This window comes from Methylobacterium currus (assembly GCF_003058325.1).
GTDB classification, from domain to species: domain Bacteria; phylum Pseudomonadota; class Alphaproteobacteria; order Rhizobiales; family Beijerinckiaceae; genus Methylobacterium; species Methylobacterium currus.
The window spans coordinates 5,841,889-5,860,648 of sequence record NZ_CP028843.1 but is presented as its reverse complement, the minus strand read 5'-3'; the positions used below and the strand labels follow the sequence as shown (position 1 = coordinate 5,860,648).

Below are 18,760 nucleotides of genomic sequence, written 5' to 3'. Positions count from 1 at the left end.
CGTGTCCCGGTCCTCGCCCGCGGCGCTCAGAGCGCGGCGATCAAGGCCTTCGCCTTGGCGGCGACCTGATCGGGCGTGTCGCCGGGCTTGTAGAGCGAGGAGCCGCAGCCGTAGCCGCTGGCACCGGCCTCGCGCCAAGCCGGCAGGCTCCGCGCGTCGACGCCGCCGACCGGAAGCAGCGGCGTGCCCTTCGGCAGCACCGCCCGCAGGGCCTTCAGCATCGGCGGGCCCCCGGCCTCGGCCGGAAACAGCTTGAGGGCGTCGGCGCCGGCATCGAGCAGGCCGAACGCCTCGGCCGGGGTCAGGAAGCCCGGCATCGCCACCATGCCGCGGGCCTTGGCGGCGCGCACCAGGGCCGGATCGGCATGGGGCGTCACCAGGAGGCGCCCGCCCACGGCGGCCACCGCCTCGACCTCGGCCTCGCGGCGAAACGTGCCGGCGCCGACGAGCGCCCGGTCGCCGAGGCGGGCGGCCAGGCGGCGCACGCTCTCGACCGGCTCGGGCGAGTTGAGCGGCACTTCGAGGATCACCACGCCCGCCGCCACCAGAGCCTCGCCGATGGCCTCGACCTCGTCCGGCTTGACGCCACGCAGGATCGCCACCAGGGGGCAGCGCGAGAGCCAGCCCATCACATCCATGCGGTTTTCTCCCCGATCAAGGCCAGGCCCCGGGCAGCGGCATCCGGGTCGCCCGCGACCGCCTGCCCGCCCATGAGGGCGATCGCCCGGCCGTAGAGCGCCATCAGCGGCCCGGAGCCGACGAGGTGCACCAGGGCGGGCTCGGTCATCGCCGCCGCCACGTCGTGCCCGATCAGCAGGCCCGACAGGTAGCTCGCCGCGTCCTCCGGCGCGAGCCGGCCGAACAGCCCGAGGGCACGGGTGCCGAACAGGTGGTGGAGCAACCCACCCTCGTCCGCCGAACGGGCGACGCCCGCCTCGAAGGCCGGGCCCACTTCCGCCGGCCCGGTCATCATGCGGCCGAGGATCGTATGGCCGCTCAGGGCCGCGAAGGCCTCGCCGGTCATGCTGGTGGTGAAGGCGGCGATGCGACCGCCCGCGACCCGCACCCACTTGGCGTGGCTCCCGGGCAGGCAGATCAGCGCGTCCTCGTCGCCGTTCGCGAGCGCCCCGAAGACCTGGACCTCCTCGCCGCGCATCACCTCGGGTGTTCCGGCCGCGTCCTCGGCGCTGAGGCCCGGCACCAGCCGCACCGTCGCGCCCGCGAAGTGCACCGGGACGACGGCCCCGGCCAGCTCGCTCAGCCCCGCCGGACAGGCGAGATACGGCGCCTCCTGCCAGCCCTGGCGGCTGCCGACCATGCCGGAGAGCAGAACCTGCGTCTCGCCGGCCGCCAGCCAGTCGCCCACCATGTCGGTGAGGGCCGCCGGAAAGCCGCCCTCGGGCACCCGCAGGATGCCGCCCGCGCCCTCGCGCCGCGCCAGCACTGCCCCGTCCGGCGCGAGCCGGTAGGCACGGGCGCTGCTCGTTCCCCAATCCACCGCGATCATGCCCGGTGCTCTGCCTCAGGGGCGCCCCGAGCGCAACTGCCGCTTCGCTTGACGCCCGTCCCGACGACTTCTATCCAGGAGAAACGGTTGCAATTGAAACAATAAGACAGGGCAGGAAAGGGGCGTCGCCGTGTGTGTTCAGGCCATGAACGGTCGGGCGCCGTCCGGGTTTCGGCCCGCCGCCACCGGCTCCGGACGCGCGCCGGGTGATCTGTCGGGTATCGGCCGCGACCCGCCCCAGCCATGCCCCGACGGACTCCGGGCCGAGCCAATCGCCGGTCCGCCTTGCACCGCGCGGCGCGCCATCGAGGCTTGATGATGCAGACCTCGACCCGCACCGATCTCGACCATACCCACGACCCCACCGCCCGCTGCTCCGTGCCGGGGGCCGACGGACACCCGGACTTCCCGATCCAGAACCTGCCGCTCGGGGTGTTCTCGCCCGAAGGCGGGGTGAGGCGGGCCGGCGTCGCGATCGGCGATCAGGTCCTCGACCTCGCGGCCGCGCGGGAAGCCGGCCTCCTCACCGGCGAGGCGGCGCGGGCGGTGGCCATGGCCGAGCCCGGCGACCTCAGCGGTCTGCTCGCCCTCGGCGCCGGCCCGCGCCGGGCCCTGCGCCACCAGCTCGTCGCCCTCCTGCGGGCGGAGAGCCCGGACCGGGACCGGCTGCCGCCGCTCCTTCACGCGGCCATGTCCTGCACGATGCACCTGCCGGCGCGGATCGGCGACTACACCGACTTCTTCGTCGGCATCCACCACGCCCGCGAGACCGGCCGCCGGCTCCGGCCCGACCAGCCGCTTCTGCCGAACTACACGCACGTGCCGGTCGGCTATCATGGCCGCGCCTCGTCGATCCGGCCCTCCGGGACCCCGGTGCGCCGGCCACGCGGCCAGGCGAAGCCGCCGCATCGCGACGCCCCGGTCTTCGGCCCGTCGCGCCGGCTCGATTACGAGCTGGAGCTCGGCGTGTGGATCGGGCCCGGCAACGACCTCGGCACGCCGGTGCCGGTGAGCGAGGCGGCCGGGCAGGTGGCGGGGTTCTGCCTGCTCAACGACTGGTCGGCCCGCGACGTCCAGGGCTGGGAATCCCAGCCCCTCGGGCCGTTCCTGGCCAAGAGCTTCGCCACCACGGTCTCGCCCTGGATCGTCACGCCCGAGGCGCTGGCGCCATTCCGCATCCCGCAGGCGACGCGGCCCGGGGGCGATCCCGCCCCCCTGCCCTACCTCCTCGACGAGGCCGACCAGGCCACCGGCGCCCTCGACCTCGAGCTGGAGATCCTGCTCTCGACCGCGGCCTCCCGCGCAGCCGGGTTGCCCCCGCACCGGGTCGCGCGCTCCAACGCCCGGCACATGTACTGGACGGTGGCGCAGATGATCGCCCACCACACCAGCGGCGGCTGCAACCTTCGCCCGGGCGACCTCCTCGGCACCGGCACGCTGTCGGGCCCGGACCTGGAATCCTGCGGCAGCCTGCTCGAGACCAGCCAGGGCGGCAAGGTGCCGATCCGTCTGGCGAGCGGCGAGGAGCGCCGCTTCCTCGAGGACGGCGATGAGGTGATCCTGACGGCGCGCGGCCGGCGCGAGGGCTTCGCCCCGATCGGCTTCGGCGCCTGCCGGGCGGTCGTGCTGCCCGCATCATGAGGGAACATCCGTGACCTGGCATGCGGTCGCCGACCTCACGGAGTTCGAGGACCGCCCGGTGCTGGCCCGCGAGGCCGGCGGCGTGGCCCTCGCGCTCTACCGCGTCGACGGCGCAGTCTACGCCACGCAGGCACATTGCACCCATGCGGGCGTGTCCCTGGCCGGAGGCGAGGTGGTGGAGGGCTATATCGAGTGCCCGGCGCATTACGGCCTGTTCGAGATCGCCACGGGCCGGGCGCAGGGCGGGCCGGTCTGCCGCGACCTCGCGACCTATCCGGTCCGGGTCGAGGGGACCCGGGTGTGGGTCGAGATCAGGCCGGACGGCGCTCGGCGGTGACCGCACACGCCGAGCAATCCGCTCCTGGAATGCGGCACGGAGATGAGTTCGGTGGGGGCGCCGAACGCTAGCGGTCCCCCGCCAGCCCCTGCCCGCTCGCTGCGCCCACGAGCGCCAGGATCGCCCGGTTCAGCGGCACGTCGATCCCGTGGCGCTCGGCGGCCGCCACGACGGCGCCGGTGATGTGGGCATGTTCCAGGGGACGGCCGGCGAGGCGGTCGTAGAGCATCGAGCTGCCGCCGTCGCCGGTCATGCGCCGATAGCCGTCGAGGATGCGGATCGCGTCCTCCCCGGTCAGCCGCGCGCCCTCCGCATTGGCGACCCGGATCACCTCGTCCATCAGCCCGCGGGCGAGGTCCTGGATCGCCGGCTCGTTGAAGACCGCGACGCGGCGCAGGGTGAGCGCGGTGATCGGGTTGGCCACCGCGTTGCTGAGGAGCTTGCGCCAGGCGACCGTGACGAAATCCGCCTCCTGCGCGACCTCGAACGGCGTGCCGGCAAACAGCTCCGCGAAGGCGGTCCCGTCCGGGCCGGCCGGCACGCTCATCTTCGTGCTGCCGTGATGGGTGATGCGGCCCGGCGCCGTGCGCTCGACCGAGCAGTAGATGATCGCCGGCAGCACCGTGATGTCCGCCGGCAGGTGCGGCCGGGCCCGCTCCGCCTGGCCGACGCCGTTCTGCACCACCACGACGCGCGTCCCGGGCCCGACGAGGCGGCGGAACCACGGCTCCGCGCTCGCGGTGTCCTGGGCCTTGGTGGTCACCAGCACCCAGTCGGCGGCGGTCACCGCGCCCGGATCGGCGACGATCCGGACCGGCACTTCGCGCTCGCCCGCGGCGTCGGTGACGACGAGGCGATCGAACGGCGTGCGGACGCAGAGCGTGACCGCACGCCCCACCCGCTCCAGCGCCCCCGCCAGGTAGCCGCCGATCCCGCCGCTCCCGATCACGGCGACGCTGCCCGCCTGCCTGGTGCCGTCCGCCATCGTCCCGCTCGCTCTCGCTGTTCGTCGGCCGGGACCTTAGGCCGGACAGGGATCTCCGGGAAGGCCGCGCGGCGGCGGAGATGGCCTGCATCCCCCGCGCATCCTCGCTTGCCGCCCGCCCTTGCCTGCTGCGCTGCGGGATCTAGCTTCAGCGCCGTCGCGCCAAAGGCCAGGAGGTCCCCATGACGTCTCACGTCCCGGTGGAGGGGCATGCCGCCTCCGGCAGCAGGCCGGCCCCGCCCTGCACCATCGTGATCTTCGGCGCCGGCGGCGACCTGACCAAGCGCCTCCTGATGCCGGCGCTCTACAACCTCGCGGGCAGCCACCTCCTCGACGGCACGACGACGATCTGGGGCGTCGACCACAGCGACGCCACCGACGAGACCTGGCGACAAAACCTCTCCGATACGATGGAGTCCTTCACCAAGGACGAGACGGCGGAGTTCCACGCCAAGCACATCGACCCGACGGCGTGGGGCTTCGTGCGCGACCGGCTGCACTACCTCAAGGGCGACTTCCTGGCGCCCGAGACCTACCGGCAGATCGGGGACAGGATTCCCGGCAACGCGGTGTTCTACCTCGCGGTGGCGGCACGCTTCTTCGCGCCGATCGTCGAGCATCTGGGCCAGGCCGGGCTGCTGAAGCAATCCGACGACGGATTTCGCCGGGTCGTGATCGAGAAGCCCTTCGGCAGCGACCTCGCCTCGGCGCAGGCGCTGAACCGGCGGATCCTCGCAGTCGCCGACGAATCGCAGCTCTACCGGATCGACCATTTCCTAGGAAAGGAGACGGTGCAGAGCATCATGGCGATCCGCTTCGCCAACGGGATGTTCGAGCCGATCTGGCGCCGGGACTTCGTCGACCATGTCCAGGTCACCGCCGCCGAGACCATCGGCGTCGAGGAGCGCGGCGCCTTCTACGAGCCGACCGGGGCGCTGCGCGACATGGTGCCCAACCACCTGTTCCAGCTCCTGTGCATGACCGCGATGGAGCCGCCGGTCTCCTTCGACGCCGAGGCGGTGCGGACCGAGAAGGCGAAGCTCGTCCAGGCCGTGCGCCCGGTCCAGCCGGAGGACGCGGTGCGCGGCCAGTACCGGGCCGGCACCGTGCAGGGGCGTGCCGTGCCGGCCTACCGCGACGAGCCGCACGTGGCCGAGGACAGCCGCACCGAGACCTACGCGGCCCTGAAGCTCACCATCGACAACTGGCGCTGGGGCGGGGTGCCGTTCTATCTCCGCACCGGCAAGCGGATGACCGGGCGGCGCACCGAGATCGCGGTCCACTTCAAGCCCGCGCCCTACCGGCTCTTTCGCGACACCCCGGTCGACGAGGTCGCCCCCAACATCCTGCGGATCATGGTCGATCCGGTCCAGGGCATGACCACCGAGTTCAACGCCAAGGTGCCGGGCCCGTCGATGCGGCTCGGCGCCGTGCGCTCGACCTTCCGCGAGGGGGATTTCTTCGCGCAGGAGCCGAATGTCGGCTACGAGACCCTGATCTACGATTGCCTGTGCGGCGATGCCACCCTGTTCCAGCGCGCCGACAACATCGAGGCCTCCTGGGCCGTGGTGGATCCGCTGGTGAAGGCCTGGGGAGCGGGCGGCGAGCCGGAATCCTACGAATCCGGCAGTGCCGGGCCGGAGGCGGCCGACGACTTGCTCGCCCGCGACGGCCGGCGCTGGCTCCCGCTCGATCGCGATTAGGCGGTGGACGACGCGCGCGAGTGGCTGGAAGCCGACGGGCTCGGGGGCTTCGCCTCCGGCCCGGTCGCGGGCCCGCGCACGCGGCGCTACCACGCCCTGCTGCTCACCGCGACGACCCCGCCGACCGGGCGGGTGGTGCTGGTCAACGGGTTCGAGGCCGAGGTCGCGACCGCGGGCGAAAACGTCCCGCTCTCGACCCAACGTTACGCCCCGGACGTGATCCACCCGGACGGCTGGCGGCGCGTCACCGATTTCTCGCCTCGGCCCTGGCCGCGCTGGACCTTTGGGCTGCCGGACGGCACCACGATCCTGCACGAGGTGCTGGTCGAGCCCGATTCCTGCGAGACGCTGCTGCGCTGGCAGCGCCTTACCGGCGACGGCCCCTGTGCGCTCACATTGCGCCCGCTCCTGTCGGGGCGCGACTACCACGCCCTTCACCACGAGAACCCGGCCTTCGCCTTCGCGGCGACCGTGCAGGGCGGCAATGTCGGCTGGCGCCCCTATCCCGACCTGCCGGCGATCGCGGCGCTCACCAACGGCGCCTACGCGCACGCGCCCGTATGGTACCGGAACTTCCTCTATGCCGCGGAGCGGGACCGCGGCCTCGACGCCACCGAGGACCTGGCGAGCCCCGGATCCTTCACCTTCGACCTCGCGTCTGCCCCGGCCGTGATGATCCTGCGCAGCGGCGACGGGCTCGGAATCCGGGCGGCAGCACACGCCGAGCGCGTGATGGCGTCCGAGCGGGCGCGCCGGGAGGCGCTGTCGCCCCTGGCGCTGGCAGCGGGCGCCTACCTGGTCGACCGGCCGGGCGGGCGCACCCTGGTGGCGGGGTTCCCGTGGTTCACCGATTGGGGCCGCGACACCTTCATCGCGCTCCGCGGCCTCCTCGTCGCCACCGGCGCCCTGGCGCAGGCCCGCGCGATCCTGCTCGCCTGGGCCGGCGCGGTGAGCGAGGGCATGATGCCGAACCGCTTCCCCGACCGGGGCCAGGCGCCGGACTACAACGCCGTCGATGCCTCGCTCTGGTACGTGGTGGCGGTCCACGATGCCCTCGCCGCCCACGACGCCGCCGGGCGGCCGGTGCCGGAGACGGAGGCGGCCCGCCTCGCCGAGGCCTGCGCGGCGATCCTCGACGGCTACGCCGCCGGCACGCGCTACGGGATCGCCGCCGATGCCGACGGGCTGCTGCGGGCCGGCGTGCCCGGGGTGCAGCTCACCTGGATGGACGCAAAGGTCGGCGACCGGGTGATCACGCCGCGGATCGGCAAGCCGGTCGAGGTCCAGGCCCTGTGGATCAACGCGCTCAGGATCGGCATCGCGCGCTGGCCCGACAGGGCCTCGCGCTGGCGCGACCTGGAGCGGCGCGCCTCCGCGGGTTTCATGCGCTTCGTCTCGCCCTCGGGCGCTCTCCACGACGTGATCGATGCCGACCACGTCGCGGGGGCGGTGGATGCCCGCTTGCGGCCGAACCAGATCCTGGCGGTCGGCGGCCTGCCCCATCCGCTCCTCGACGGCGCTGCCGCGCGCGCGGTGGTCGACGTGGTCGAGGCGCGGCTCCTCACGCCTCTCGGCCTGCGCTCCCTCGATCCCGCCGACCCGGATTATCGCGGCACCTATGCGGGCGGGCCAGCGGAGCGCGACGGCGCCTACCACCAGGGCACGGTCTGGCCCTGGCTGATCGGTCCCTTCGTCGATGCCTGGCTCGGGGTGCGCGGCCGCACGCAAGCGGCGAAGGCCGAGGCGCGGGCGCGTTTCCTGCCGCCGTTCCAGGTCCATCTGGAGCAGGCCGGCCTCGGCCATGTCTCGGAGGTCGCCGACGGCGACCCGCCGCATCGCCCCGGCGGCTGCCCGTTCCAGGCCTGGTCCCTGGGCGAGTTGATCCGCGTGCGGCGGATGCTCGACCTCGATCCGGTGTGATGTCCCTGGAGGATCCCGCGATGCCCGATCCCGCCCCCTGTCTCACCGACACCGAGGAAGGCCGCCGCCTCTCAGCCGTCGCGGCGGAGGGCTGGCACCGCTGGGGGCCTTACCTGAGCGAGCGGCAATGGGGCACGGTGCGGGAGGATTACAGCCCGGGCGGCACCGCCTGGGATTACCTGCCCCACGACCATGCCCGCTCCCGCGCCTATCGCTGGGGCGAGGACGGCATCGCGGGTTTCAGCGACGACCGCCAGCGCTGGTGCCTGGGCCTCGCTCTGTGGAACGGCCGCGACCCGATCCTGAAGGAGCGGATGTTCGGCCTTACCAACGGCGAGGGCAACCATGGCGAGGACGTCAAGGAGCTGTGGTGGTATCTCGACGCCACCCCGACGCATTCGTACATGCGGATGCTCTACAAGTACCCGCACGCGGCCTTTCCCTATGCCGACCTCGTCGCCGAGAACGGCCGCCGCAAGGGACGAAACCGTCCCGAATACGAGATCGCCGAGACCGGCGTGTTCGACGGCGGGCGCTACCACGACGTGACGGTGGAATACGCCAAGGCCGCGCCCGACGACGTGCTGATGCGGGTCACGGTCGTCAACCGGGGCCCGGAACCGGCGGATCTCCATGTCCTGCCGCAGCTCTGGTCGCGCAACACGTGGTCGTGGGGACGGGAGACTTGGCAAGGAGAACCTTGGGAGCCCGAGAAGCCGCTCCTGCGCCTGACCGAGGCCGGCGCCGTCGCGGCGACGCGCAAGAGCCTGCCGCCGATGCGCTTCTCGGCCCTGCAACCGGCCGAGTTCCTGTTCTGCGAGAACGAGACCAACGCAAGGCGCCTCTTCGGCACATCCGGCCCCGCCCACCCGAAGGACGCGATCAACGACCGCGTGGTCGAGGGCCGGCGCGAGGCGGTGAACCCGCTCGCCGAGGGCACCAAATGCGCCGCCTGGACGCAGGTGGCCGTGCCGGCGGGCGGCGTCGCGGTGCTGCGCTTCCGCCTGAGTCCCGCCGCGAGCCCGGATGACCGCGATCCAGCCGCCTTCGACGCCGTGATGGCGCGGCGCCTCGCCGAGGCCGATGAATTCTATGGCGCGCTCCAGCGCGACGTGAGCGATCCGGATGCCCGCCTGGTGCAGCGCCAGGCACTGGCCGGGATGCTGTGGTCGAAGCAATTCTACCATTTCGACGTTCGGCGCTGGCTTTCCGGCGACCCGGCCCAGCCGGCCCCGCCGGACGAGCGCCGTCACGGCCGCGACAGCGACTGGACGCATCTCAACAATGCCGACATCGTCTCGATGCCGGACAAGTGGGAATATCCCTGGTACGCGGCCTGGGACCTCGCCTTCCACTGCGTGACCTTCGCGCTGATCGATCCGGCCTTTGCCAAGGGCCAGCTGATCCTGCTCACCCGCGAATGGTACATGCACCCGAACGGGCAACTCCCGGCCTACGAATGGGCCTTCGGCGACGTGAACCCGCCGGTCCATGCCTGGGCGGCCCTGCGCGTCTACCGCATGGATCAGGCGATGACGGGCAAGCCCGACCGCGCCTTCCTCGAGCGCGTCTTCCACAAGCTGATGCTGAACTTCACCTGGTGGGTGAACCGCAAGGATGCCGGCGACCGCAACGTCTTCCAGGGCGGCTTCCTCGGCCTCGACAATATCGGCATCTTCGACCGCTCGGCGAAACTTCCCACCGGCGGCACCCTGGACCAAGCCGACGGCACCGCCTGGATGGCGATGTACAGCCTCAACCTGATGCGCATCGCCCTCGAACTGGCGATCGAGGACCCGGTCTACGAGGACATCGCCACCAAGTTCTTCGAGCATTTCCTGACCATCGCCGAGGCGATGACCCATGTCGGGGGTGACAGTTCCGGATTGTGGGACGAGGCGGACGAGTTCTACTACGACGTGCTGAGCCTGCCCGACGGCCGCCAGGTGCCGCTGCGGGTGCGCTCGCTGGTCGGGCTGATCCCGCTCTGCGCCGTCGAGGTGCTGGACGAGGACTTTTCCGAGCGCTTCCCCGATTTCGCCCGCCGCGCCCGCTGGATCCTCGCCCACCGCCCCGACCTCGCCGCCCAGGTCTCGCGCTGGGAGGAGCCGGGCCGCGGCAACCGGGTTCTGCTCTCGCTGCTGCGGCGCCATCGCATGAAGGCGTTGCTGCGCCGCATGCTCGACGAGACCGAGTTCCTGTCTCCCCACGGCGTGCGCTCGGTCTCGAAGGCGCACGCGGCGGCGCCGTTCCGCTTCCCCTGGGACGGCCAGACCTTCGCGGTCGATTACGAGCCGGCGGAATCGACCACCGCGGTGTTCGGCGGCAACTCGAACTGGCGCGGCCCGATCTGGCTGCCGATCAATTTCCTGCTGGTCGAGGCCCTGACCGAGTTCGGCCGCTTCTATGGGCCGGACTTCAAGATCGAGTGCCCGGCGGGCTCGAAGACCTATCTCACCCTGCCGGAGATCGCCGACGAGCTGTCCGCCCGCCTCACCCGCCTGGTGCTGCGCGGCCCCGACGGCCGACGGCCGGTGCTCGGCGACAATCCCCTGTTCCAGGACGATCCGCACTTTCGCGACCACGTCCCGTTCCATGAGTATTTCCATGGTGATACGGGGGCGGGCCTCGGAGCCGCGCACCAGACCGGGTGGACCGGGCTGCTGGCCCTGCTGCTCCAGCCACGGCGAACCGTGGCCGGCGGGCAGGTGCCGGCGGCGCCGGAAGCGTGACGGATCAGCGCTTCTTCCCCGGCCGGCGAAACACCCCGACGATCTCGACATGCGGCGAGTGCCGGAACTGGTCGACCGGGGTGACCGCCTCCAGCCGGTAGCCGCCGCGCACCAGCAGGGCGGCGTCGCGCGCGAAGCTGCCGGCGTCGCAGGAGACGCCGACCACCACCGGCACCTTCGATTCGGCGAGCCTCGCGCTCTGCGCCTCGGCACCGGCCCGGGGCGGGTCGAATACCGCGGCGTCGTAGCGGTCGAGCTCCGGCGCCAGCAGCGGGCGCCTGAACAGGTCGCGGCGCTCGGTCGTGATGGTACGCAGGCCCGCCGTCTCGCGAAAGGCGCGGTCGAGGGCGGTGAGCGCCGCAGCCTCGCCCTCGACCGCGTGGACGGTGTGGGCCTCGGCCAGCGCCAGCGAGAAGGCGCCGGCGCCGGAGAAGAGGTCGACGACGCGCTTCGCCTTGCCGACGCCCTCGACGACGAGGCGGGCCAAGGTCGCCTCGCCGTCCGCCGTCGCCTGGAGGAAGCCGCCCGCGGGCGGCACCAGCCGGGAGCGGCCGGCCGGGATCTCCGGCGGGCGGCGCACGATCAAGACGTCGCCGTGGAGGGAGAGCCGGGCGAGGTCGAGTTCGCCCGCGAGCAGCACAAGGGCCTGCCGTACCCGGTCGGAGGCCGGCCCGTGGCCGCGGATATCGACGTCGAGGCCGCCCGCGGTCGCGGTCACCTGCACGTCGAGGGGCTTTCCGCCGCCGCCTCCGAGCGGCCGGCTCACTCGGCGGGCGACCTCCGGGGCGCGGTGCAGGGCCGCTTCAGTGATCGGGCAATGGTCGATCGCCACCAGGGCATGGCTGCGCGCCGCCATGAATCCGGCGACAGGCCCGCCCTCGCCTGCCCTTACGTGCAGGGTGATGCGGCGGCGCCCCGATCCATGCGCGTCGAGGAGCGGCGCCACCGGCGCCTCGATCCCCGCCCGCGCCAGCGCGCCGACGACGAGATCGCGCTTCCACTCGGCGTAAGGCGGAGGCGCAAGGTGCTGGATCGCGCAGCCGCCGCAGGTGCCGAAATACGGGCAGAACGGCTCGATCCGATCGGCCGATGGGTTGAGCACCGCGTCGAGCCGGGCGCGGGGCGGGCGGGTCCCCTCCTCGGCCTGCGCCCGCACGGTCTCGCCCGGCAGGGCGCCGGGCACCACGACCCCGTCCGCCGTCACCCCGTCGCCGCGCAGGCCCAGGCGGGCGATGTCCAGTGTCTCGCTCATCGCCCAAGCTCCCGCACGGCGCCGATCAGGAATTCCCGGTTGCCGTCACCGCCCTCGACCGGCGACGGGATCAGACCGCGGATCGTGAAGCCCAAGGACGCCACCAGCGCGCCGATCCGCGCGCAGACCTCGTCCCGCACGGCCTCGTCACGCACCAATCCGCCGCGGCCGACATGCTCGCGCCCGGCCTCGAATTGCGGCTTGATCAACGCCGCGAGCGCAGCGCCCGGGGCCAGGAGCGGAATCACGGGCGGCAGGACCAGCCGCAGGGAGATGAAGCTCACGTCGATCACCAGGAGGGAGGGCGGCTCGGGGAATGGGGTGAGGGAGCGGGCATCGGTCGCCTCGAGAGCCGAGACGCGGGGATCGCCGGCGAGGCTCGGATGGAGTTGGCCACGGCCGACATCAACGGCGTGGACGAAGGCCGCGCCGCGGCGCAAGAGCACGTCGGTGAAGCCGCCGGTCGAGGCGCCGAGATCGAGGCAGACCCGGCCCGACGGGTCGAGGCCGAAGGCGTCGAGGGCGGCGGCGAGCTTCAGCCCGCCGCGGGAGACGTAAGGGTGCGGCGCCTCGGCGACGAGGGCGGCACCGCGGGCGATCAGGTCGGAGGCCCGGCGCACCACAGCGCCGTCCGCCCTTACCAACCCGGCCTCGATGGCGGCCTGGGCGCGCGCCCGGCTCTCGAAATGGCCCGCCTCCACCAGGAGGCGGTCGGCCCGCAGGCGCTCGCCCGTCGTCATCACCCTCTACCCTTGGTCGGTTACGACCGCTTCTCTCGCGGTTGCATGCGCGCCGGCCTGTCCCCGAGGCCGTTGCGCGCCCTAGCTACACCGCGGCAACGAGGAGAATTTTCCATGAGACTCGTCACGCTCGCGAGCGTCCTGGCCCTTGGCCTCGCAGCCCCGGCCCTCGCGCAGGACAAGCCTGCGGATCAGGCCACCCCGACGACCTACGACGCGCCGATCGTCAACAACAAGGGCGAGACAATCGGCAAGATCGCGCTCCGGGACGGCGCCAACACCCTGGTGATGCGGCTGACGATCCAGGCCGGCGGCCTGCCGCCCGGCTGGCACGGCATCCACTTCCACGCGGTCGGCAGCTGCGCCGATACCGACAAGTTCCAGGAGTCGAAGGCGCACGTCAATCACGACAACGCCAAGCACGGCCTCCTGAACCCGGAGGGACCCGACGAGGGCGATCTGCCGAACGTCTACGCCAATGCCGACGGCTCGGTGAATGCGGAGGTGTCGAGCGACACGCCGCTCACCGGCGAGGGCGGCTTGAAGGACAATGACGGCTCGGCCCTGATCATCCACGCCAACGAGGACGACCACGCCACCCAGCCGATCGGCAATGCGGGCGCCCGCATCGCCTGCGCGGTCATCAAGTAACGGAGATCGGGCCGCGTCCGGCGGACGCGGCCCAGGCTCAGCGCTGGCGCCGGGCGACGCTGACCACGTTGCTGGCGGCCTTGGGCTCCTCGCGGGCCGGCAGGGTCGCCTCGACGACCTTGACGATCGACGGCGCGTCGAGCCCCGCTTCCGCGTACATCCGCTCCGGCGTGTCATGCTCCTGGTAGGCGTCCGGCAGCGTCAGCGTCCGCACCCGCACCCTGCCCTCGTCGAGCGCGCCGCGCGACGACAGCAGGTGCAGCACCATCGCCCCGAAGCCGCCCACCGACCCCTCTTCCAGCGTCACCAGCACCTCGTGGCTCGCCGCCAGGTCCAGGATCAGCGCCTCGTCCAGAGGCTTGGCGAACCGCGCATCCGCCACCGTCACCCCGATGCCCGACGCCTCGAGCCGCTCCGCCGCCTTCAGCGCCTCCGAAAGCCGCGTGCCGAGGCTGAGCAAAGCCACCCGCGCCCCCTCCGGATGCCGGATCACCCGACCCTTGCCGATCGGCAGCACCTCGCCCGTCTCCGGCAGCTCGACGCCCACGCCCTCGCCCCGCGGGTAGCGGAACGCGATCGGACCCGAATCATGCGCATGCGCCGTCGCCACCATGTGCACCAGCTCGGCCTCGTCGGAGGCCGCCATCACCGTCATGTTCGGCAGGCAGCACAGATAGGCGAGGTCGAAGGCGCCCGCATGCGTCGCCCCGTCGGCCCCCACCAGCCCGGCCCGGTCGAGGGCGAAGCGCACGGGAAGGTTCTGCAACGCCACGTCGTGCACCAGCTGGTCGTAGCCGCGCTGCAGGAACGTCGAGTAGATCGCGCAGAACGGCCGGAACCCTTCCGTCGCCAGCCCGCCCGCGAAGGTCACCGCGTGCTGCTCGGCGATGCCGACGTCGAAGGTCCGGTCCGGATGCACCTTGGCGAACAGGTCCACGCCCGTGCCCGACGGCATCGCGGCGGTGATCGCCACCACCTTGTCGTCGACATTGGCCGCCTTGATCAGGCTCTCGCCGAACACGCGGGTATAGGCCGGGGCGTTCGGCTTGGCCTTGGTCTGCTTGCCCGAGATGACGTCGAACTTCACCACCGCGTGGCCGCGATCGGCGGCGGCCTCTGCGGGGGCGTAGCCCTTGCCCTTCTGCGTGACGACGTGGACCAGCACCGGGCCGTCCGGCGCGTCGCGCACGTTCTTGAGGACGGGGAGCAGGTGGTCGAGGTTGTGGCCGTCGATCGGCCCGACATAGTGGAAGCCGAGCTCCTCGAACATCGTGCCGCCGCCGGCCAGGATGCCGCGGGCATACTCTTCCGCACGCGCCGCGGTGTCGTAGATCGCCTTCGGCAACAGGCGGCCGAACTGCTTGGCGGTGTCGCGCAGCGACCGGTAGGTGTCGCCCGAGACCAGCCGGGCGAGATAGGACGACATGGCGCCGACGGGGGGCGCGATCGACATGTCGTTGTCGTTGAGGATGACGATGAGGCGCGACTTCAGCGCGCCGGCATTGTTCATCGCCTCGTAGGCCATGCCGGCCGAGATCGAGCCGTCGCCGATCACCGCCACGACGTTGCGGCGCGGGGGCGTCTCGCCGCGCGCCTTCGCGGCGGCGTCGCTCAGGTCGCGGCCGATGGCCATGCCGAGGCCGGCGGAGATGGAGGTGGAGGAATGGGCCGCGCCGAAGGGATCGTAGGGGCTCTCGGCGCGCTTGGTGAAGCCCGAGAGGCCGCCACCCTGGCGCAGGGTGCGGATGCGGTCGCGGCGGCCCGTGAGGATCTTGTGGGGATAGGCCTGGTGGCCGACATCCCAGATCAGGCGGTCGTCCGGGGTGTTGAAGACGTAGTGCAGGGCGACGGTGAGCTCGACGACGCCGAGGCCCGCGCCGAGATGGCCGCCGGTGACCGAGACGGCGTCGATGGTCTCGGCGCGCAGCTCGGCGGCGAGCTGGGCGAGGTCGCTCTCGGGCAGCTGGCGGAGATCCGCCGGCTCGCGGACGCGGTCGAGGAGGGGAAGATTGAGCGGTGACACCGGAGCCATCCTCACGTCCGGAAGGGGAGACCCCGCCGCCGGAAGCCGGGGCGGGAGGTTTGGGAGCGATCAGGCGACATCGAGCGGCGCCGTCCCGGCGGCGCGTCCGTCCGCCCCGAGAGTGATGCGCTGGATGCGCGCCTCGGCGCGCTGCAGCAGCGTCTCGCAGTGACGCTTGAGGGCCTCGCCGCGCTCGTAGATCGCGACGGATTCGTCGAGCGGCACGTTGCCCTGTTCCAGGCGCTGGACGATGCCCTCGAGTTCCTCGAGGGCCTTCTCGAACGGCAGATCCGCGGTTCCGGCCGGGCCGGCGGGTGCGGAGACGGCCGCGCGGCTGGCATCGGACCGGGCTGCGGACATGCGCTAAGATGCTCCCATGATGAGCGACGGGTTATGGCGAGTGAGATGGCGCGAAACAACCCTTCGGCGGTGCCGCAGGGCCACGTCTATGCCCGTTTGCGCGCCAGGGCTGCGTTTCGGCCACAGTGGAATCAGTCGATGGTGACGCTGAAGGGCTCGCCTTCGAAGGCGTCCGCGCCGCGGCCGATCGCCGCAACGGCCGAGATCATGCGCCCATCCCGCTCCAGCAGCGCGTCCGCCACCGCGACCAGGCGCCGGTTCGGCGTCGCGGACGGCGAGGCCTGGCGAAGCTCGCGGGCGATCTCGGCCTCGTCGCGGTCCGGCCGCAGGGCGCAGGCGGTGATGAAGGCGGCGGCCGTCGAGCGGCTGATGCCGGCATAGCAGTGGATCACCAGGGGCTGCTCCCGCGGCCAGGCGCGCACGAAATCGAGCAGCCGCCGCACATGCGCCTCGTCCGGCAGCACGTGGCCGTCAAGCGCGTCGGTGATATCGCTGATGCCGACGAACAGATGGTCGGCTTCGGCGATGGAAGCGGGCCGCGTCACCGGCGTGCCGACATTGATCAGCGTCACCACGTGGCGCGCGCCCGTCGTCGCCACGGTCTCGGGCAGGCGGGACAGGGCGCAGACGTGCAGGGTCGGCATGGCGGCGAAAAATCCTTCGGCTCGAGATACGGGAGGCTCAAGGCACGGGGATGGCGTGCAAGGCCTCGGCCAAGTCGTGGAAACGGGCGAGGAACGCCCCTTGCGCCTCGGCGGTCGGCCAGGGGTCGAGCAGAGAATCGAGGGGGGTGTCGAGGCGGTCGGGCCGGCCGAAGACCCGCACCGCTTCCGTCTGCGAGAAGCCGGCGAGCCGCGTCGCCTCCAGATAGGCGCTCAAGCGGTCGGCCCGCTTGATCAGGCGCTGCATCGCGGCCGTGGGCGCAGGGGTGAGGCCGAAGCGCAGGCGGATTGCCGCGAGCAGCCGGGTCTCCACCGCCTTGTAGGAATGGCCGATCGCCGCCTTGAAGGGCGAGATGATGTCGCCGATCACGTATTCGGGCGCGTCGTGCAGGAGCAGTTCCAGCCGCCCGGCTGCCGTGAGGCCGGGTTCGAAGGCGCCGCCGATCGCCTCGACGAGGAGTGCGTGCTGGGCCACCGAGAAGACGTGCGGGCCGGCGGTCTGGCCGTTCCAGCGCGCCACCCGGGCGAGACCGTGGGCGATGTCGGCGATCTCGACGTCGAGGGGCGAGGGATCGAGGAGGTCGAGGCGCCGTCCCGACAGCATCCGCTGCCACGCCCGCGGCTGGCGGGTCACGCGAGATCCTCAGGCGATGTCCCAGGACCGCCGGGCCCTCGCAGAGACGTGCAAGGCCCCGGCAGGGCGGCGCAAGCGGCGTGGCGGCAGCAGCCGACGAGGTGGTCGTTGATCATGCCGACCGCCTGCATGAAGGCATAGACGATGGTCGGGCCGCAGAAGCCGAAGCCTTGCGCCTTGAGGGCCTTCGACAGCGCCCGCGAGGCCGGGCTCTCGGTCGGGATGTCGGCGCGGGTCGCAGGTCGCGGCTGGAGCGGGCGCCCGTCGACGAAATCCCACAGGAAGGCCGAGAAGCCGGGGCCGCGCTCCTGGATCGCCAGATAGGCCCGCGCGCTGCGGATCGTCGCCTCGATCTTGGCGCGGTTGCGGATGATGCCGGTATCCTGCATCAGCGCCTCGACCTCTCCAGGTCCGAACCGCGCGATCGCCTCGGGGTCGAAGCCCGCAAAGGCACTCCGGAAACCGTCGCGCCGGCGCAGGATGGTGATCCAGGACAGGCCAGCCTGGAACCCGTCGAGGATCAGCTTCTCGTAGAGGGCGCGGTCGTCGTGCTCCGGCACGCCCCACTCGGTGTCGTGATAGGCGACGTAGAGCGGATCGGTGCCCGGCCACCAGCAGCGCGGGCAGCCGTCGGGATGCGGAATCAGGCCGGTCGACATCCGGCCTCGTGTAGCGGGGGCTGCCCGGAACGCAACCTATTCGGTGAACTCGGCCGCCGCGAAGCCCTGCAGGTAGAGGAGCCCCGTGAGGTCGCCGTGATCGATGCGGGCCTGCGCGGCGGCGGCGACCGCGGGCTTGGCCCGGAACGCGACCCCGAGGCCCGCCTCCTCCAGCATCGCCAGGTCGTTGGCGCCGTCGCCGACCGCCAGGGTCTCGGCCGGGTCGAGACCGAGGCGGCCGCGCAGCTCGATCAGCGCCGCGCGCTTGGCGTCGCGCCCGACGATCGGCTCGGCGACGGTGCCGGCCAGCGTCTCGCCCGCGGTCTCCAGGCGGTTCGAGCGGTGCTCGTCGAACCCGATCTGCGCCGCCACCGGCCCGGTGAACAGGGTGAAGCCGCCGGACACCAGAGCCGTGTAGGCGCCGTGCGCCTTGAGCGTGCGCACCAGCGTGCGCCCGCCCGGCGTCAGGGTGATGCGCGAGGCGATCACCTCGTCGATGGCGCCGAGGGCTAAGCCCTTCAACAGGGCGACGCGCTCGCGCAGGGCCGGCTCGAAGGCGATCTCGCCCCGCATCGCCCGCTCGGTGATCGCCGCCACATGGGCCTTGAGGCCGACCTGGTCGGCGAGCTCGTCGATGCATTCCTGGCCGATCATGGTGGAATCCATGTCGGCGAGGAAGAGCCGCTTGCGCCGGTGCGGCCCTGAGACCTGCACGGCCACGTCGATCGGCTCGCCTGCGAGCGCCGTGCGCAGGCGCTCGGCGAGCGCCGCGGCGGCGGCAGGCGCGCCCTCGACCAGGATCTCGGCCGCGACCTCGCCGTGCAGGATGCGCGGCTGGTGCTCGGTCGCCAGCACCCGCCGGGCCTCGGCCAGCACCGCGTCGGTGATGGCGGGGCGCTCCGGGTTTGCTATCAGGGTGGCGACCAGGGTCATCGGACGGACTCGAGCTTGGCG

Annotated in this window: 17 protein-coding genes; 6 read left to right on the top strand and 11 right to left on the bottom strand. The window is 72.3% G+C overall.

Features of this window, described 5'->3' with window-relative positions; genetic code table 11:
* Positions 1–26: 26 nt before the first annotated feature.
* Both DA075_RS26915 and DA075_RS26910 read right to left on the bottom strand, forming a co-directional pair.
* Positions 27–638, bottom strand: coding sequence for a 2-dehydro-3-deoxy-6-phosphogalactonate aldolase (locus tag DA075_RS26915; protein WP_099955834.1), 612 nt, complete (start codon positions 636–638; stop codon positions 27–29).
* Positions 629–1,507, bottom strand: coding sequence for a 2-dehydro-3-deoxygalactonokinase (locus DA075_RS26910; protein ID WP_099955833.1), 879 nt, complete (start codon positions 1,505–1,507; stop codon positions 629–631). The genes DA075_RS26915 and DA075_RS26910 overlap by 10 nt, the downstream gene beginning before the upstream one ends.
* 315 nt (positions 1,508–1,822) lie before the next feature.
* On the opposite strand from DA075_RS26910, the gene fahA reads away from it, so the two are divergent.
* On the top strand, positions 1,823–3,148 hold the full coding sequence (gene fahA, locus DA075_RS26905) for a fumarylacetoacetase (RefSeq protein ID WP_244936365.1): 1,326 nt from the start codon (positions 1,823–1,825) through the stop codon (positions 3,146–3,148).
* A gap of 10 nt (positions 3,149–3,158) precedes the next feature.
* Complete coding sequence (locus tag DA075_RS26900) at positions 3,159–3,485, top strand: Rieske (2Fe-2S) protein (protein WP_099955832.1); 327 nt, start codon at positions 3,159–3,161, stop codon at positions 3,483–3,485.
* A gap of 67 nt (positions 3,486–3,552) precedes the next feature.
* Here the strand turns inward: DA075_RS26900 and DA075_RS26895 are convergent, their stop codons facing one another.
* Positions 3,553–4,470, bottom strand: coding sequence for a 2-dehydropantoate 2-reductase (locus DA075_RS26895; protein ID WP_210207002.1), 918 nt, complete (start codon positions 4,468–4,470; stop codon positions 3,553–3,555).
* A gap of 182 nt (positions 4,471–4,652) precedes the next feature.
* Between DA075_RS26895 and zwf the strand changes: the two genes are divergently transcribed.
* From zwf to DA075_RS26880, 3 genes are read left to right on the top strand one after another with little or no spacing between them, the layout of a single operon-like run.
* Entirely contained in the window at positions 4,653–6,173 is a 1,521-nt protein-coding gene (gene zwf, locus DA075_RS26890; RefSeq protein ID WP_099955831.1) for a glucose-6-phosphate dehydrogenase, read from the top strand.
* Positions 6,174–6,176: 3 nt separating this feature from the next.
* Complete coding sequence (locus DA075_RS26885; RefSeq protein WP_099955830.1) at positions 6,177–8,093, top strand: amylo-alpha-1,6-glucosidase; 1,917 nt, start codon at positions 6,177–6,179, stop codon at positions 8,091–8,093.
* A 20-nt stretch (positions 8,094–8,113) separates the two neighbouring features.
* Complete coding sequence (locus tag DA075_RS26880) at positions 8,114–10,825, top strand: MGH1-like glycoside hydrolase domain-containing protein (protein ID WP_099956832.1); 2,712 nt, start codon at positions 8,114–8,116, stop codon at positions 10,823–10,825.
* A gap of 4 nt (positions 10,826–10,829) precedes the next feature.
* Here DA075_RS26880 and DA075_RS26875 read toward each other — a convergent pair whose 3' ends face one another.
* Both DA075_RS26875 and DA075_RS26870 read right to left on the bottom strand, forming a co-directional pair.
* A complete protein-coding gene (locus DA075_RS26875) occupies positions 10,830–12,077 on the bottom strand; it encodes a class I SAM-dependent RNA methyltransferase (protein WP_099955829.1) in 1,248 nt (415 codons plus the stop codon).
* The gene (locus tag DA075_RS26870; protein WP_099955828.1) at positions 12,074–12,817 is read right to left on the bottom strand and encodes a TlyA family RNA methyltransferase; all 744 of its coding nucleotides are present in this window, start codon (positions 12,815–12,817) and stop codon (positions 12,074–12,076) included. The genes DA075_RS26875 and DA075_RS26870 overlap by 4 nt, the downstream gene beginning before the upstream one ends.
* A gap of 114 nt (positions 12,818–12,931) precedes the next feature.
* Here DA075_RS26870 and DA075_RS26865 point away from each other — a divergent pair, with 114 nt between their 5' ends.
* A complete protein-coding gene (locus DA075_RS26865) occupies positions 12,932–13,468 on the top strand; it encodes a superoxide dismutase family protein (protein WP_099955827.1) in 537 nt (178 codons plus the stop codon).
* Positions 13,469–13,505: 37 nt separating this feature from the next.
* On the opposite strand, the gene dxs is transcribed toward DA075_RS26865, so the two are convergent.
* From dxs to serB, 6 genes are all read right to left on the bottom strand, one after another.
* Complete coding sequence (gene dxs, locus DA075_RS26860) at positions 13,506–15,500, bottom strand: 1-deoxy-D-xylulose-5-phosphate synthase (protein WP_174800125.1); 1,995 nt, start codon at positions 15,498–15,500, stop codon at positions 13,506–13,508.
* A 60-nt stretch (positions 15,501–15,560) separates the two neighbouring features.
* Positions 15,561–15,851, bottom strand: coding sequence for an exodeoxyribonuclease VII small subunit (locus DA075_RS26855; RefSeq protein WP_099955825.1), 291 nt, complete (start codon positions 15,849–15,851; stop codon positions 15,561–15,563).
* 131 nt (positions 15,852–15,982) lie between these two features.
* Positions 15,983–16,495, bottom strand: a complete 513-nt coding sequence (locus DA075_RS26850; protein WP_099955824.1) for a tyrosine phosphatase family protein — start codon at positions 16,493–16,495, stop codon at positions 15,983–15,985.
* Positions 16,496–16,532: 37 nt separating this feature from the next.
* Positions 16,533–17,117: a YfbR-like 5'-deoxynucleotidase gene (locus DA075_RS26845; protein ID WP_099956831.1), complete on the bottom strand. Its 585-nt coding sequence runs from the start codon at positions 17,115–17,117 to the stop codon at positions 16,533–16,535.
* A 26-nt stretch (positions 17,118–17,143) separates the two neighbouring features.
* A complete protein-coding gene (locus DA075_RS26840; RefSeq protein WP_099955823.1) occupies positions 17,144–17,806 on the bottom strand; it encodes a DNA-3-methyladenine glycosylase I in 663 nt (220 codons plus the stop codon).
* 36 nt (positions 17,807–17,842) lie between these two features.
* Positions 17,843–18,739, bottom strand: coding sequence for a phosphoserine phosphatase SerB (gene serB / locus DA075_RS26835; protein WP_099955822.1), 897 nt, complete (start codon positions 18,737–18,739; stop codon positions 17,843–17,845).
* Positions 18,740–18,760: the final 21 nt, after the last annotated feature.

Coding starts and splice junctions, on each gene's coding strand:
- zwf (WP_099955831.1), top strand. CDS start 4,653: ATGACGTCTCACGTCCCGGTGGAGGGGCATGCCGCCTCCGGCAGCAGG.
- DA075_RS26840 (WP_099955823.1), bottom strand. CDS start 17,806: ATGTCGACCGGCCTGATTCCGCATCCCGACGGCTGCCCGCGCTGCTGG.
- DA075_RS26850 (WP_099955824.1), bottom strand. CDS start 16,495: ATGCCGACCCTGCACGTCTGCGCCCTGTCCCGCCTGCCCGAGACCGTG.
- dxs (WP_174800125.1), bottom strand. CDS start 15,500: ATGGCTCCGGTGTCACCGCTCAATCTTCCCCTCCTCGACCGCGTCCGC.
- fahA (WP_244936365.1), top strand. CDS start 1,823: ATGATGCAGACCTCGACCCGCACCGATCTCGACCATACCCACGACCCC.
- DA075_RS26895 (WP_210207002.1), bottom strand. CDS start 4,470: ATGGCGGACGGCACCAGGCAGGCGGGCAGCGTCGCCGTGATCGGGAGC.
- DA075_RS26865 (WP_099955827.1), top strand. CDS start 12,932: ATGAGACTCGTCACGCTCGCGAGCGTCCTGGCCCTTGGCCTCGCAGCC.
- DA075_RS26915 (WP_099955834.1), bottom strand. CDS start 638: ATGGATGTGATGGGCTGGCTCTCGCGCTGCCCCCTGGTGGCGATCCTG.
- DA075_RS26880 (WP_099956832.1), top strand. CDS start 8,114: ATGCCCGATCCCGCCCCCTGTCTCACCGACACCGAGGAAGGCCGCCGC.
- DA075_RS26875 (WP_099955829.1), bottom strand. CDS start 12,077: ATGAGCGAGACACTGGACATCGCCCGCCTGGGCCTGCGCGGCGACGGG.
- DA075_RS26870 (WP_099955828.1), bottom strand. CDS start 12,817: ATGACGACGGGCGAGCGCCTGCGGGCCGACCGCCTCCTGGTGGAGGCG.
- serB (WP_099955822.1), bottom strand. CDS start 18,739: ATGACCCTGGTCGCCACCCTGATAGCAAACCCGGAGCGCCCCGCCATC.
- DA075_RS26910 (WP_099955833.1), bottom strand. CDS start 1,507: ATGATCGCGGTGGATTGGGGAACGAGCAGCGCCCGTGCCTACCGGCTC.
- DA075_RS26845 (WP_099956831.1), bottom strand. CDS start 17,117: ATGCTGTCGGGACGGCGCCTCGACCTCCTCGATCCCTCGCCCCTCGAC.
- DA075_RS26855 (WP_099955825.1), bottom strand. CDS start 15,851: ATGTCCGCAGCCCGGTCCGATGCCAGCCGCGCGGCCGTCTCCGCACCC.